This is a genomic window from Nocardioides sp., from assembly GCF_035697785.1.
Lineage (GTDB): Bacteria > Actinomycetota > Actinomycetes > Propionibacteriales > Nocardioidaceae > Nocardioides_B.
The window spans coordinates 1-14168 of sequence record NZ_DASSCL010000012.1; the positions used below are offsets into that span (position 1 = coordinate 1).

Here is a 14168-nt window from a genome sequence, read left to right on the forward strand (position 1 = left end):
CCTCGACCGGGCGCTGGAGAAGGGCTCGCGGCACATCGCGATCTTCGGCAGCGCCACCGAGACGTTCGCGCGGCGCAACCTCAACCGCAGCCTCGACGAGCAGTTCGCGATGTTCGAGCCGACCGTGGTCCGCGCCCGGGACGCCGGCCTCGACGTACGCGCCTACGTCTCGATGTGCTTCGGCGACCCGTGGGAGGGCGACGTGCCGGTCGCCCAGGTCGTCGACGTCGGCAAGCGGCTCTTCGACCTCGGCGCCTCGCAGCTGTCGCTGGGCGACACGATCGGCGTCGGTACGCCGGGTCACGTGACCGCCCTGCTCGACGCGTTCAACGCCGCCGGCCTGGCAGACGACGTGCTCGCGATGCACTTCCACGACACCTACGGCCAGGCGCTGTCCAACGCCTCCGCGGCGCTGCGGCACGGGGTGACGACGTTCGACGCGTCGGCCGGCGGGCTCGGCGGCTGCCCCTACGCCGAGAGTGCGACCGGCAACCTCGCGACCGAGGACCTCGCCTGGATGCTGCACGGTCTCGGCATCGAGACCGGGGTCGACCTGGAGAGCCTGGTGGCGACGAGCGTCTGGATGGCCGAGCAGCTCGGCCGGCCCAGCCCGTCGCGCGTCGTACAGGCGCTCGGGTAGGCCGCGCCCTGATGCACCGGGCTCGGCTGCGCAGCCGTTTCGTGGGTCGGGCAGAATCGCCCGCATGACTCGTCGCGTGTACCTCCATGTCGGGGCGCCGAAGACGGGCACGACGTACCTCCAGGACCGGCTCTACGCGAACCGCAGCGAGCTCGCCCGCCACGACGTGCACTACCCGCTCGGCCTGGCGGCCAGCCACTTCAAGGCGGCCCTCGACCTCGTCGACCTGTCGTGGGGAGGCCAGCGCGAGGACGCCCGCGGGGAGTGGGGCCGGCTCGTGGACCGGGCACGCCGACACGACGGCACGGTGATCATCAGCCACGAGATCCTGTCCGGCGCGCGGCCGTCGCAGATCCGCAGGGCGATGGCCGGCTTCGGTGACGACGAGGTGCACCTGGTCTACTCCGCCCGCGACATCGCCCGGCAGATCCCCGCGGAGTGGCAGGAGGGCATCAAGCACCGCCGCCGCCGCTCGTTCGCCCGGTTCCTCACCCAGGTGCAGTCGGCCCGGCGCACCAAGCCCAACCTCTGGTTCTGGAAGGCGCAGGGGCTGCCCGACGTGCTCACCCGCTGGGGCGACGGGCTGCCGCCCGACCGGGTGCACGTGGTCACCGTCCCGCAGGCAGGTGCACCCCGCGACCTGCTCTGGGAGCGCTACTGCCGGGCGTTCGGCATCGACCCGGCCTGGGCGCCCGAGGAGTCCAGCCGCGAGAACGTCTCGATCGGCATCGCCGAGACCGCGCTGCTGCGCAAGCTGAACCGGCGCCTGAAGAAGGCCGGGCTCCCCGGAGAGGACTACCGCCGCATCGTCCGGCAGCTGATGGTTCACGAGACGCTCGCCCACCGCGAGGGGATGACCCGGGCGACCCTGCCCCCGGTCGCCTACCCCTGGGCCGAGGAGATCGCCGAGGAGTGGGTCGAGTGGATCGAGGGCGCCGGCGTGGACGTGATCGGTGACGTCGAGGACCTCCGTCCCGTGCGGCCACCGGAGGACGTCGCCTGGGTCAACCCGGACCGTCCCCGTCGTAGGGACATGGTCGACTCGGCCCTCGACGCTCTGGTCGCGGTGACGCTCGAGGCCGCCGGGCGGCCCGACCCGCACGACCAGATCGGTGCCAGGATCGGGCGGGCGGCGCGGCGGCTGCGCGGCCAGTGACGTCGGCAGCGACGCCCCACTCCGTCGCGGTCGCGTGGGTCGAGCACCTGCGGGCCGGCGGCACCACGTCGTGGGCAGACTGGGTCCGCGACACCACCGATGCTGTCCGCCCCGTCGCGGCGTCCGACCGACCCGGCCGGCTGCCAGGGGCCGGGCAGCTGGAGCTGGTCCGCCGGCTCGGCCTGGAGTACGCCGAGTCGCCGGGGCGCCTTCCCCGTGGCTCGTTCACCGCGCTGGCCGACCGGGCGCTGGGACGCTCCGGGCCTGGACGCGGCCTCCCCGACCTGCCGCTCGCGCTGCCGGGGGCGGACCTGACGTCATCGGTTGGAGCGCCGCCCACCGACCCCGGCAGCCTCCCCGTCGACGAGCTGATCCGGCACGGCGTGGGGCTGCTCGCGGACCTGCTCGTCGATGCCGGTCCAGTGCCGTGGCCGTCCGTGCGACGCCGACGGGTGCTGGCGCGGCACGCGTTCCACCTGGCCGGCGCCCCGGTCACCACGTCCGGCGTACGAGCGTCGCTGGCGGCCGCCGGCCGGGTCGAGGGCGGTTGGTCCCCGGAGGTGGTGCTGTTCGCCGAGCCGCTCGACGAGCACCTGGCCCAGGTGTGGAGCACTCGCGTACAGCATGGTGTGCCGGTGCGGTGGGAGACTTTCGCAGGCCGGTGGGCGAGGCGGGATGCGCTGCCGCCGTCGGCCGACCTGCCCGCCATCGCGTCGTTCTGGGCGGCGAAGGTCGGCGCCGCCCGGGTGCACGTGGTGGTGTCCGACGGGGTCGAGGCGGCGCTGCCGTGGGCCGCCCGGGTGGTCGGCACCAGGCGTCCGCCCCGGCCAGCTCTGGGCGTCGACCCGATCCCCCTCTCGCCGGCGGCGACCGACCTGCTCAGGCAGCTCAACCGGGTGCTGAACGTGCGGGTCGTCGAGGCGGCCCGCGCCGGGCTGGTGCGCCGCGCGATCGACCTGCTGCCCGGCGGCGACGGGACCGCGCTGGCGCTGCCGCCGCGGCACCGCGACTGGACGGAGCGACGGGCCGAGCGGGTGGCCCGCGAGCTCGGCGCCGGCGGATACCCTGTGCACGGCGATCTGGCCCGGATCGCACCCCGCCACGCCGGCGCGGCTGCCCCGCGCCGCCCGGACGTGCTGACCCTGGTGCTCGCCACCTGTCTGCGGACGGCGGAGCTCGAGACGACGGGGGCAGGAGGATGAGCCGGTGACGCGCCGCAAGGTCATCGTGCACGTCGGTGCCCCGAAGACCGGTACGTCGTACGTCCAGGACCTGCTGTTCCGCAACCGTGAGGCGCTCGCCGAGGCCGGCACGCTCTACCCCGCCGACCGGTTCGACGCGCACTTCCTCGCCGCGCTCGACCTGATGGAGCTGCAGTGGGGCGGCCTGGAGAAGCAGGCCGTGGGTGCCTGGGACCGGCTCGCGGAGCAGGTGAGCCGATGGGAGGGCACGGCGATCATCTCCCACGAGATCCTCGCGACCGCGACCCCGGCGCAGGTCCTCAGGGCGTTGGACTCGTTCGGCCCGGACGCCGAGGTGCACGTGCTGCTCTCGGCGCGCGACCTGGTCCGACAGATCCCCGCCGAGTGGCAGGAGAACGTCAAGCACCGCAGGACGGTGGGCTACCGGGAGTACCTAGACAAGATCACCGACCCGGCCCGTCGCGGTGCTCTGGCGTCGTGGTTCTGGGGCGTCCAGGAGGTCCCGGACATCCTCGACCGGTGGGGCGTGATGCTGCCCCCGGAGCAGGTGCACGTCGTCACGGTGCCGCCGCCGGACGCCCCGCGCGGGCTGCTGTGGCAGCGGTTCGCGTCGGTGTTCGGGCTCGACCCCGCGGCGTTCACCATCTCGACCGACCGGCACAACCCGTCCCTCGGCGTACCCGAGACGGCGCTGATCCGGCGGATCAACGAGCGGGTGAACAACGGCGTGCTGGCCAACGAGGACTACCGCCAGTTCGTCCGCGAGCTGCTCGCGCACCGCAACCTCAGCAACCGGGCCGAGTCGCCGCGGCTGATGCTCCCGCCCGACGTGCGCAGCTGGGCGGAGAAGCTGTCCGAGATGTGGATCGACGTGCTGGTGGCGCGCGGGTACGACGTGGTCGGCACCCTCGACGACCTGCGTCCGGTCCCGGCCGCGGAGGACCCGGTCTTCGCCGACCCGGACGCGCCGGACGAGGAGCTGGTCGCCGAGGCGTCGCTGGACGCGGTCGTCACGCTGCTGCGCGAGGCCGCCCGGCTGCAGGCCGTGGAGCACGGGCTGCGCGAGGACCTGGACGCGCTCGGACGCGAGCTCGACCGGGCGCGCGGGCTGTGGTTCCGCGTGAAGCGGCGGCTGGTCCGCGCCGCCGACACCCACCCCCTGGCCGCGCGGGGGCTCGCGTTCTACCGGCGGCTGCGCGGGCGGCGGCTGCCGCCGGGGTAGGGGCCAATTCACTGGGGACCCAGTGAATCGCCCGCTTACCGGGGCGAACTCCCCACGGGAACGTGCAGATCGCCACGGGAAGGGTCGCGCCCGAGGAGGTCGTACGGCGGGGTGGCTACACGCGCTTGCGGGACAGCAGCTCGCGGTCGGCGTACCGGCCGATCTGCCAGGTGGCGTAACCGTCGGTGCCGGCGCCGATGAACCCGCCCATGATCGGCACCCGGCGGGCGATCACGTTGGCGGTCCGCTTGCCGGCGACCCGGGTCAGGAGCTCGGAGGTCACCTCGGCCGCCATCAGCCGGTCGAGGTTCGGGTCGTACGCCGGCGCGGTGGCGATCGCCATCGGGGGCGCCGGGATCAGCTTCTTCTTGATCAACCGCTGCACGTCGTCCTCACCCAGGACGCAGCCCAGGATGGCGTTGCGCATCCGCGGGTCCTGGATGTCGTAGCCGCGCAGGTGCGCGATGGCGGCGACCATGCGGCACTGGATCATCGCCAGGCCGGCGATGTTGGCCGGGACGGTGACCGCGGCCAGGGTGAGCCCACCGATGTTGGTGGCGAAGCCCTGAGCACCGGCGAGCCGCACGTGCAGCTCGATGATCTCCGAGATCGCCTTCTTGACGTCGCCGCCGCTGTCGGCGAGCTTGCGGTCGGCCACGGTGGCGGCGGGCGGGAGCGGACCGATGCCGTGCACGGCCCGGTGCAGCGCCTCGTGGATGAAGCTGGTGGTCAGGTCCGGCGCAAGCCTGTGTGCCTGCGGTCCGAGCCAGCGACCGAGCTCCTTGCCCATCCCCATGTGGTTCCTCCTGCATGTTCCTTGCCGGTAACCCTAGAGCCAACCCACAAACGCGGGCTCCGCGCACCGGTCCAGAGGAGGCCCTGCGACGAGGGCAGAATGAGATCCGTGCCCTTCGAGAAGGCTCGTCCCTCGCCGCCTCAGGGACCACCGATCGAGCCACCGCTGTCGCCGTGGATGTTCCCCGACCTGCGCGCGCACACACCCGGGACACGGGACGAGCCCGACGACCTCGTCGCGATGGGGGCCGACCTCGAGCCAGGCACGTTGCTCGCCGCGTACCGCTCAGGCCTGTTCCCGATGCCGGAATCCTCGACCGAGCAGATGCTCTGGTGGTCACCGGTGACTCGGGGGGTTCTCCCGCTCGGCAACCTCAAGGTCTCGCGCTCGCTGCGCCAGTCCGTCTCGCGGATGGAGATCCGCGTCGACACCGCCTTCGACGAGGTCATCGACGCCTGCGCCGACCCGGGTCGGGAAAGCGGCTGGATCGACTGCAACATCGCCGAGGCCTACACCCGTCTGCACCAGCTCGGGTGGGCACACTCGGTCGAGACCTGGCAGGACGACGAGCTCGTCGGCGGCCTGTACGGCGTGGCGGTCGGCGGCCTCTTCGCCGGGGAGTCGATGTTCCACCGCGTCCGGGACGCCTCCAAGGTCGCGCTCGTCGGCCTGGTCGACCTGCTGTTCGACGAGCACGCCGACCTGAGGCTGGTCGACGTGCAGTGGCAGACCCCGCACCTGGCGTCGCTCGGTGTCGTCGAGGTGCCGCGTCCGACGTACCTGGCCCGGCTGGAGAAGGCGCTCGACCTGCCGCTTCCCCGCGCGTTCACCTGATCGGCACACCTCCCCGTGGCGATCTCCCGCCTACCGTGGTGAGTTCTCCGCGGGAACGGGTGGATTACCACGGGACCGTGGTAATTGGCCCCCCGCAGCGCCCCGCTACACCACCTGCGGCGGCTGCCCGGTCTCGCTCACCATCGGCCGGCCGGCGGCCTCCCAGTCGAGCATCCCGCCATCGAGGTTGACAGCGTCGTGCCCAGACTGGGCAAGATACGCGACGGCCCGTGCCGAACGGGCACCGACCTTGCACACCACCAGCACCTGCCCGTCGGGTACGTCGGACGTGCGCTCCGGCAGCGATGAAAGCGGGATGTGCACGGCGCCCTCGATGTGGCCGTGCACCCACTCGACCTGTTCGCGGACGTCGACGACGGAGAGCCCCTCGGGCAGCGGGTCGGGGACCCCGGACATGGAGACGGTCGGCACGTGCATGGACACGAAACTACTTGAGGAGCTTGGACATCCGGCGGTCGGCCAACGGCTTGCCGCCGGTCTGGCAGGTGGGGCAGTACTGCAGCGACGAGTCGGCGAACGACACCTCGCGCACCACGTCGCCGCACACCGGGCACGGCATCCCGGTGCGTCCGTGCACGGCGAGGTGGCTCTTCTTCTCGCCCTTGAGGTCGGCGGCGGCCAGGCCCCGCGACCGCGTCACCGCGTCGCCGAGCACGTTGCGGATCGCGTCGTACAACGTCTGCAGCCGCTCCCCCTCGATCCCCGACGCGGGCGCGAACGGTGACAGCTTCGCGGCGTGCAGCAGCTCGTCGGAGTAGGCGTTGCCGATGCCGGCGATGGTGCCCTGTTCGCGCAGCACCCCCTTGATCTGCGCGCGACCGGCCCTGACCAGGATCTCCCGCAGCGCGTCGATCGTGAACGCGTCGTCGAGCGGGTCCGGTCCGAGCCGCGCGATGCCGGGCACCTCCTGCGGGTCACGGACGACGTAGATCGCCAGGCCCTTCTTGGTGCCCGCCTCGGTGATGTCGAGACCCGAGTCGTCGTCGAGCACCACGCGGGCGGCCAGCGGCGACTTGTTGCTCGGCCGGGGCGGCAGCGCCGGCACCTCGTCGCGCCAACGGATCCAGCCGGCGCGCGCCAGGTGCACGACCAGGTGCAGGCCGGAGGCGCTGACGTCGAGGAACTTCCCGTGTCGGGTGACCCCGTCGACCATCAGGCCGCTCAACGCCGACAGTGGCGGGTCGAAGGTCTTCAGCGCGCTGAACGCGGCGATGTCGACGCGGACGATCGCCCGGTCGGTCAGCCGGCCGGTCAGATCGAGCGCGAGTCCTTCGACCTCTGGCAGCTCGGGCACGTCGTCAGTCTACGAAGTGCTCAGCCGGTCAGGGTGCCGTCGCGGTCGAGCTCGGGGTCGTCGGTGAAGACCGACTCGAGCAGGCCGCGGTGCGTGTCGTACGTCGACTGCAGCCCCTCGCGGAGCACCCGGACCAGCTCGGGCACCTCCCCGACCGGCAGCCGGAACGTGCCGGCGCAGGTGCCGCCGCGCCACAACGACAGCACGACGATGTCCGCGTCGGGATGCCACGAGACCCGGAGCCCGCGCCCGTCACCACGCGCGTCGAGGAACACCTCGCCGGCGGACGGTAGGGGAGACGGACGCCACATGGCCGACATTCTGGTCACGCCGGGGCCCGCCTGTCACCGTCTGGAAGGACAAAGAATCACTCGATACGACTCGCTAGCGAAATCTACGGAATCTCCTAGACGGCCGGATAGATTCCTCGCGTGGACCCAGTGCGTAACCCCTACGCCCCCGGGGCCGGGCAACGGCCTCCCGAGCTGGCCGGCCGCGACCGCGAGCTGAAGCAGTTCGAGGTGACCCTCGAGCGGGTCGCCGCCGGGCGCCCGGAGCGCTCGATGGTGCTCTCCGGACTCCGCGGCGTCGGCAAGACCGTGCTGCTCAACGCGCTGCGCGGCCAGGCAGTCAAACGCGCCTGGGGCACCGGCAAGCTCGAGTCCCGACCGGAGCAGTCCTTGCGGCTCCCGCTCGCCCAGGCCGTGCATGCCGCCGTCCGCGACATGGCACACCGGCATCGCGACCCCGACCGCGTGGACGCCGTTGCCGGCGCGCTCAAGTCGTTCGCGCTGCGCACCCCGTTGGAGGACCGCAAGGGCATCCGGTGGTCGCCCCCGGTCGACGTGCCCGCCGTCAAGGGCCGCGCCGACTCCGGCGACCTCGAGCTCGACCTGATCGAGCTGTTCACCGACGTGGCCGACCTGGCCCGCGACCTCGGGGTCGGCGTCGCGATCTTCGTCGACGAGATGCAGGACATCTCCACCGCCGAGCTGGCGGCGCTCTGCGGCGCCTGCCACGAGATCAGCCAGCAGGGCGCACCGCTGGTCGTGGTGGGCGCCGGGCTTCCGCACCTGCCCGTCGCGCTGGCCGCGAGCAAGTCGTACGCCGAGCGGCTCTTCCGGTACGTCGTGGTCGACCGACTGCCCCGCGAGATGGCCGACCGGGCCCTGCTGGTGCCGGCCGGCAGCGAGGAGGTCGACTACGACCCCGGGGCGCTCGACGAGCTCTACCGGCTCACCGACGGCTATCCCTACTTCGTCCAGGCCTACGGCAAGGTCACGTGGGACGCAGCAGTCGAGTCGCCGATCCAGGTGACCGACGTGCACGAGGCGGCGCCCGAGGCCGAGCGGGAGCTCGCGGTCGGGTTCTTCGGGGCCCGCTACGACCGGGCCACCCCGGCCGAGCGCGACTACATGCGCACGATGGCCGAGCTCGGCGCCGACAACGACGACGGGTCGGTCACCACCGCCGACATCGCATCGTCGCTCGGCCGCAAGCCGCAGAGCCTGTCCCCGGCCCGAGATGGGCTGATCAAGAAGGGGCTCGTCTACTCCTCCGAGCGGGGCACCGTGGCGTTCACGGTGCCGCACTTCGGGAAGTTCCTGCGCGCCCAGCACGTCTGATCACGCGGAGTCCGCCTGCGGCCGCCCTGGCCGGCCGATGGTGCGCCGCGGCGTACTCCTCACGACGGCGCAGCATGACCGCCCACATCACCGGCAGCATCAGGAGGTGCCCGAGCAGCATCACGGTGCCGCGACCGACCAGGCCGGCCCAGAGAGGGACGAACATCACCAGGAACGGCGCGAACATCGCCGCACACATCTCCAGCGTCGGCGCCCAGCCGTGCCCGCGGAACCGCATCCAGGCCGCCATCCCGATCGACATCTGGGTGGCCATCGCCAGCGCCATCGGCACGGTGCGGTCGAACGTCGCCGCCCATCCGAAGGCATGGGTGGCCAGCATCCAGAGCGGCTCCAGCACCAGCATGCCGATGCCCATTGCGGCCACCATCTCCACGAAATGCCGCACGAACTTGCGGTTCACCACCCGCGTCTTGACCGGCACTCGGGCCTCGGTCATCCGGACCACACTCCTCCGACAACTCGTACAACAGTGTTCGGGTTACCAGGTGTAGCATAAGTCGAACAGGGATGTACACCTTCGTGGAGGCGTGATGGCGCAGCAGCACACCGAGGGCCCGCCGGTACGCCGTGCGGACGCCCGCCAGAACGTCGACAGGATCCTCGAGGCGGCCATCACCTGCCTCGGCCGCGACGCGCACGCCACGATGGGGGAGATCGCCGCGACCGCCGGGCTCGGCCGGGTCACCGTCTACGGACACTTCTCGTCCCGAGAGGCGCTCGTCGAGGCGGCGCTGACCCGACTGCTCGACCAGGGCGACGCGGCGCTCGCCGACCTCGACCTGACCGGCGACCCGCGGGCCGCGTTGCGCACCCTGATCGAGGCCAGCTGGCTGCTCACCGCCCGCGCCGGGGCGGTGCTCGAGTCGGCCCTGGAGACGCTCCCACCCGGGCGCGTCCAGGAGCTGCACGCCAAGCCCGCGCGCCGGGCCGAGGCACTGATCCGGCGTGGCCGCCGCGACGGGGTGCTGCGCAGCGACCTCCCCGTGGACTGGATGGTCGGCGTACTGCACCACGTCATGAAGGGCGCCGCGGCCGACGTCACCCAGGGGCGGCTGGCCGCCAACGACGCGCCCCGGCTGATCGCCGAGACCCTGCTGCCGGCCTTCGCACCGCCCGGCGGCCCGGCCGACCGATGATTGTCGGACCTGCCGACGGTCCGACTGCCAGGCACCGATCCCAACCGGAAGGACACTTCACATGGGCACCATCGCAGTCCACGAGTTCATCTCGCTCGACGGCGTGTTCGAGGATCCGTCCTGGACCTTCGACTACGGCTTCGACCCCGGGATGGGAGTGACGCTCGCCGGCATCACGAACGCCTCGAACGCCATCCTGCTCGGCCGCCGCACCTACGAGATGTTCGCACCCGCCTGGTCCACCCGCACGGTCCAGGACGACCCTGGCGCACCGTTCTTCAACGAAACCCACAAGTACGTCGTCGGCGCCCAGGAGCCCGACGTGGACTGGGGCCCGTCGACCCGCCTCGGCGCCTACCACCCGGACGCGATCCGCAAGCTCAAGGACGACACCGACGGGGTGATCTACATCAGCGGCAGCGGACAGCTGGTCCGGGCGTTGCTCCAGGAGGCGCTGGTGGACGACCTGCACCTGTTCGTCTACCCCGTCGCCCTGGGGCAGGGCCGCCGGCTGTGGGACGACGGAGTCGACACGACCAGGCTCGCCCTCAAGGCCCACGACGTCTACGACAACGGCGTCGTCCACCTGGGCTACGGACCCGCCTGACCCGCGGCCGGGCCGCCGAGCCCGGCGAAACCGGGTGGCGGGTCACCGGCCGCCGCAGGATCATGGGCGACGTGCATCCCCCGCGGACCGACCAGGACGGTGCCGTGGTGGAGATCGCCTGCGACGAGTCCGGCTCCGAGGGCGAGAAGCTGATCGGTGGCACCACCGACGTCTTCGCGCACGCCAGCCTCGACGTGCACCACGACGTCGCGGTCGCCTGCATCGACGAGGTGCGGGTCCGGGCCCGTTCGCCTGCCGAGGAGCTGAAGGCCAGCGTCGTGCTGCGTGAGCAGAACCGGGCCGTGCTCGAGCACCTGCTCGGTCCCGAGGGCCCCTTCGACGGCAACGCCCACGTCCACCTCACCGACAAGGAGCTCTACCTCGTCGGCAAGCTCGTCGAGCTTCTCGGCGGCGGGGCCGTGGCCGACGTCGGGCCCCTGCACCACGAGGCCACCGCCGTGCTCGGACAGAGGTGGATCGGGCTGCTCGCGTCGTTCAACGACCTGATGCGCGCCCGGACGGTGGAGGACGCCCGGTCGTTCGCGGACCGGTTCTTCGCCGCGGCCGACGAGGTCGCCCGGTCGGCCGACGGTACGACGGTCGGGGCGACCGTGGCCGGGCTCGCGACGGCTCGCCCACGTGACGACGCGGCGCTTCTCCATCTGCTCGACAAGTCCCGCGGTGTGACCGTGCTGGACCCGCTGGTGCCCGCCCTCGCCGCCGCCGTCCGGCACTGGGCCGCGGACGGCCGCACCGTCTCGGTGGTCCACGACGAGCACCGCGCGCTGCGGGAGGCCGGGCTCGGCCACCTCCGGGCGCTGAGCGGAGTCGACGGTGCGCTCGCCGGCATCCGGTTCGTGGACTCCCGCGACGACCCCCGGGTCCAGCTCGTGGACTTCCTCGCCGGGGCGGCCCGGCGGATCGCCTCCGACGCGCGGAACGGCCGGGCGGACCCGGTGCTCTGCGACCTGCTGCGTCCCTATGTGGACGCGGCCTCGGTCTGGGTGGACCTGCCGGACGGCGTCACGCTCGTCGGACGCGCGTCCGACGGCGCGACCGCGTCCCGCACCTGACATCGGCTCCCTGCCACGATGGGCGCATGCACCACGCAGTCGGCCGCCCGCAGGTCGTCGCCCACCGAGGCTCCAGCTTCAGCGCCGCCGAGCACACCCTCGGCGCGTACGTGAAGGCGCTGGACGAAGGGGCCGAGGGTCTCGAGTGCGACGTACGCCTCACGGCCGACGGGCACCTCGTCTGCGTCCACGACCGCCGCGTCGACCGGGTCGCCAACGCGCGCGGCGTCGTCTCGGCGATGCAGCTCGCCCAGCTCGACGAGCTCGACTTCGCCTCGTGGAAGAACCCGTGGGCGGACCTCGACGACGAGGCCCCGGAGATCGACGAGGAGACCCGGCGGGTGCTGACCCTGCGGCGGCTGGTGGAGGCCGCCCGCGACTACGACCGGCCGGTTGACCTGGCCATCGAGACCAAGCACCCGACCCGGTACGCCGGCCTGGTGGAGCGCCGGCTGGTGCAGCTCCTCGACGAGTTCGGCTGGGCCGGCGCCGACTCCCCGGCCCGGGTGATGAGCTTCTCCTGGCTCGCCCTGACCCGGGTCAAGAAGCTCGCCCCCGACCTCGACGTGGTGTTCCTGCTGGACCGCCAGCACTCCTGGCTGCTGGCCAAGGAGGTCACCTCGGAGGGCTGGGCCGCAGGGCCGGGCATCGACTTCCTCAAGGAGAACCCGCGGGTCGGAAAGTGGCTGCGCAAGCTGGGGCGGAGGATGCACGTGTGGACGGTGAACACCGAGCAGGACCTCGACCTGTGCATGGACCTCGGGGTCGAGGTGGTCATCACCGACCGTCCGGCGATGGCGATCCGGCACCTGGACGGGGGAGGCGACCCGACCCGGCCGTCGGGGTGAGGCAGGCCACGGCCGCCCCTGCGTTTGCGCCCGGGGCGGGCGGGCACACTGTCGTCGGGAGAGTGAGACCTGACCAGACGGCATTGGGGGTTGAATGTGGGCACCAGCTCGCTACGAGCCGGACGCGCGCCCGTGACGATGCGTGTGCCCTTCGCGGCCTCCTCCGTCCCCGTCGCACGACAGCGCCTCAGGTCCTGGCTCAGCGAGAGCGGGACCCCCACCGACGTCATCGACGACGCCCGGATCATCATCTCCGAGCTCGTGGCCAACTCCGTCCGGCACGCCCAGCCGCTGCCCGGCGGTGACATCGAGATCACCTGGCGTCTCGAGCGACGGGGTCTCGCGATCGCGGTCAGCGACGGTGGCGCCGGGACCCGCCCCCGCAAAGTGCAGGCGGCGTCGTCGGCGCTCGCCGGCCGGGGCATGGCGATCGTCGAGTCCCTCGCGGTCACCTGGTGGTCCGACCAGAGCCGCTCCCGGTCCACGGTGCACGCCATCCTGGCCGTCTGACCCGCGGCCCGTCCCGCGGTTCATCGCGCCCGGCAGTGGCTCAGTAGGGTCGGGCGCATGGGTAAGAAGTCACGGGTCAAGAACCGCCAGGAGCATGCCGACCGTCCCGAGGGCGAGGTCGGGCCCCGTCGGCCGTGCCCGTGCGGGTCCGGCCGCCGCTACAAGGCCTGCCACGGCAGCGCCGACGGCCCGGCCCCGACGTACGTCGCCCGTCCCTTCGAAGGCCTTGCCGGCGAGGCGGACATCATCGCGATGCGGGAGATCGTCCCTGCGGCCACCGCGCCCGTGCGGCTGCGCGAGGGCGACCGCTCCGTGGTGCTCTGCTCGCTGCTCCCGGGGGCCGCGCCCGCCCTGGTCCGGCAGGACGGCACGATCTGGCTGGGCCTGCAGGTGCAGCACGCGTTCGGCGACCCGAGCCGGGACCTCGCCGCGGTGCTGGAGAAGGCGCTCGACGCCGAGCCGGGCGACGTCGTCGGGCTGACCACGGCGCCGGGCGAGGGCGACCGGCTGCAGGACCTGCTCACCGACGATCCGGTCGAGGTCACCGTGCACGGCGGGTTCGACTTCTGGGTGGCCGACGTGGACGACCCGACCGGCGCGGTCGCGGCATCCCTGGAGGCGGCCAACGCGGCGGCCCACCCGAGCGTCCGGCTCGAGTCCGTCGACGCGGCGTACTGGACCGACGTGACCACCAAGGAGCACCTGCGCTGGGTGATGCCGCACGACGACGAGGAGCGGCTGCTGACCGGCCTCGCCCGGCTGCACGCGGCCGGCAAGGACTCGCTGGTGGAGGGGGCCCGGCTGGTGGGGATGTTCCGCACGCAGGGCGTGCTGGTGCCGGTCTGGGACCTGCCGCTCGGCACCGGCGCCGAGGCGCTGGAGAAGCCCGCGGCCAGGTTCGCCGAGGACCTCGCCGCCGCCCTCGCCGACGACGGGCCGCTCACGCCGGAGGAGCGGTCGGCGCGGAGTGGACTGGCCAACCGGCAGCTGACGATCCGGTAGCGCATGACGACGAATTCCTCGCAGTCGGACTAGACCGGCTGAGGAGAATCGGCGTGACACCCGCCATATTGCGCCGGTTCAGTTGATCGACAGGTCGCGTCCACGTAGATTTCTTCTTGCCCGGTCGTTGTTGTATCCCCCGTCAGCAACGGCCGGGTTTTCATTTTGCCGCCGGCCGGAT

General features: G+C 72.4%; 17 protein-coding genes. 12 read left to right on the plus strand and 5 right to left on the minus strand.

The annotated features are described in order from the left end of the window. From VFH10_RS01685 to VFH10_RS01700, 4 genes are all read left to right on the plus strand, one after another. The coding region (locus VFH10_RS01685) for a hydroxymethylglutaryl-CoA lyase (RefSeq protein ID WP_325125297.1) at positions 1-640 on the plus strand (640 nt) is incomplete at its 5' end. A 64-nt stretch (positions 641-704) separates the two neighbouring features. Then, the gene (locus VFH10_RS01690) at positions 705-1796 is read left to right on the plus strand and encodes a hypothetical protein (RefSeq protein WP_325125298.1); all 1092 of its coding nucleotides are present in this window, start codon (positions 705-707) and stop codon (positions 1794-1796) included. Continuing rightward, positions 1793-2998: a hypothetical protein gene (locus VFH10_RS01695; protein ID WP_325125299.1), complete on the plus strand. Its 1206-nt coding sequence runs from the start codon at positions 1793-1795 to the stop codon at positions 2996-2998. Before VFH10_RS01690 ends, VFH10_RS01695 begins: the two co-directional genes overlap by 4 nt. 4 nt (positions 2999-3002) lie before the next feature. Beyond that, positions 3003-4220 (plus strand): hypothetical protein, encoded by a 1218-nt coding sequence (locus tag VFH10_RS01700; RefSeq protein ID WP_325125300.1) that lies wholly within the window; start codon positions 3003-3005, stop codon positions 4218-4220. Between the two features lie 115 nt (positions 4221-4335). On the opposite strand, the gene VFH10_RS01705 is transcribed toward VFH10_RS01700, so the two are convergent. Beyond that, positions 4336-5016 (minus strand): EcsC family protein, encoded by a 681-nt coding sequence (locus VFH10_RS01705; RefSeq protein WP_325125301.1) that lies wholly within the window; start codon positions 5014-5016, stop codon positions 4336-4338. Positions 5017-5124: 108 nt separating this feature from the next. Here VFH10_RS01705 and aat point away from each other — a divergent pair, with 108 nt between their 5' ends. Then, on the plus strand, positions 5125-5850 hold the full coding sequence (gene aat / locus VFH10_RS01710) for a leucyl/phenylalanyl-tRNA--protein transferase (protein WP_325125303.1): 726 nt from the start codon (positions 5125-5127) through the stop codon (positions 5848-5850). A gap of 105 nt (positions 5851-5955) precedes the next feature. On the opposite strand, the gene VFH10_RS01715 is transcribed toward aat, so the two are convergent. Genes VFH10_RS01715 through VFH10_RS01725 form a run of 3 tightly spaced genes read right to left on the minus strand, consistent with a single transcriptional unit; the run spans position 5956 to position 7476 of the window. Further along, on the minus strand, positions 5956-6288 hold the full coding sequence (locus VFH10_RS01715) for a rhodanese-like domain-containing protein (protein ID WP_325125305.1): 333 nt from the start codon (positions 6286-6288) through the stop codon (positions 5956-5958). Between the two features lie 10 nt (positions 6289-6298). After that, complete coding sequence (locus tag VFH10_RS01720) at positions 6299-7165, minus strand: Fpg/Nei family DNA glycosylase (RefSeq protein WP_325125307.1); 867 nt, start codon at positions 7163-7165, stop codon at positions 6299-6301. A 20-nt stretch (positions 7166-7185) separates the two neighbouring features. Further along, positions 7186-7476 carry a hypothetical protein gene (locus tag VFH10_RS01725; RefSeq protein WP_325125309.1) on the minus strand — a complete coding sequence of 97 codons (291 nt, stop codon included), beginning with the start codon at positions 7474-7476 and terminating at the stop codon, positions 7186-7188. A gap of 120 nt (positions 7477-7596) precedes the next feature. Between VFH10_RS01725 and VFH10_RS01730 the strand changes: the two genes are divergently transcribed. Continuing rightward, positions 7597-8790, plus strand: coding sequence for an ATP-binding protein (locus VFH10_RS01730; RefSeq protein ID WP_325125311.1), 1194 nt, complete (start codon positions 7597-7599; stop codon positions 8788-8790). Here VFH10_RS01730 and VFH10_RS01735 read toward each other — a convergent pair. Then, positions 8744-9247, minus strand: a complete 504-nt coding sequence (locus tag VFH10_RS01735; protein WP_325125313.1) for a hypothetical protein — start codon at positions 9245-9247, stop codon at positions 8744-8746. The genes VFH10_RS01730 and VFH10_RS01735 overlap by 47 nt on opposite strands. Before the next feature lie 94 nt (positions 9248-9341). On the opposite strand from VFH10_RS01735, the gene VFH10_RS01740 reads away from it, so the two are divergent. From VFH10_RS01740 to VFH10_RS01765, 6 genes are all read left to right on the plus strand, one after another. After that, positions 9342-9947, plus strand: coding sequence for a TetR/AcrR family transcriptional regulator (locus VFH10_RS01740; protein ID WP_325125315.1), 606 nt, complete (start codon positions 9342-9344; stop codon positions 9945-9947). A 61-nt stretch (positions 9948-10008) separates the two neighbouring features. Next, positions 10009-10554 carry a dihydrofolate reductase family protein gene (locus VFH10_RS01745; protein ID WP_325125318.1) on the plus strand — a complete coding sequence of 182 codons (546 nt, stop codon included), beginning with the start codon at positions 10009-10011 and terminating at the stop codon, positions 10552-10554. 71 nt (positions 10555-10625) lie between these two features. Beyond that, on the plus strand, positions 10626-11627 hold the full coding sequence (locus VFH10_RS01750) for a DUF3800 domain-containing protein (RefSeq protein WP_325125320.1): 1002 nt from the start codon (positions 10626-10628) through the stop codon (positions 11625-11627). 26 nt (positions 11628-11653) lie between these two features. Next, entirely contained in the window at positions 11654-12475 is an 822-nt protein-coding gene (locus tag VFH10_RS01755; RefSeq protein ID WP_325125322.1) for a glycerophosphodiester phosphodiesterase family protein, read from the plus strand. Between the two features lie 138 nt (positions 12476-12613). Next, positions 12614-12985: an ATP-binding protein gene (locus tag VFH10_RS01760; protein ID WP_325125431.1), complete on the plus strand. Its 372-nt coding sequence runs from the start codon at positions 12614-12616 to the stop codon at positions 12983-12985. Between the two features lie 57 nt (positions 12986-13042). Further along, the gene (locus VFH10_RS01765; RefSeq protein WP_325125324.1) at positions 13043-13987 is read left to right on the plus strand and encodes a DUF5926 family protein; all 945 of its coding nucleotides are present in this window, start codon (positions 13043-13045) and stop codon (positions 13985-13987) included. The last annotated feature ends 181 nt before the right edge of the window (positions 13988-14168 follow it).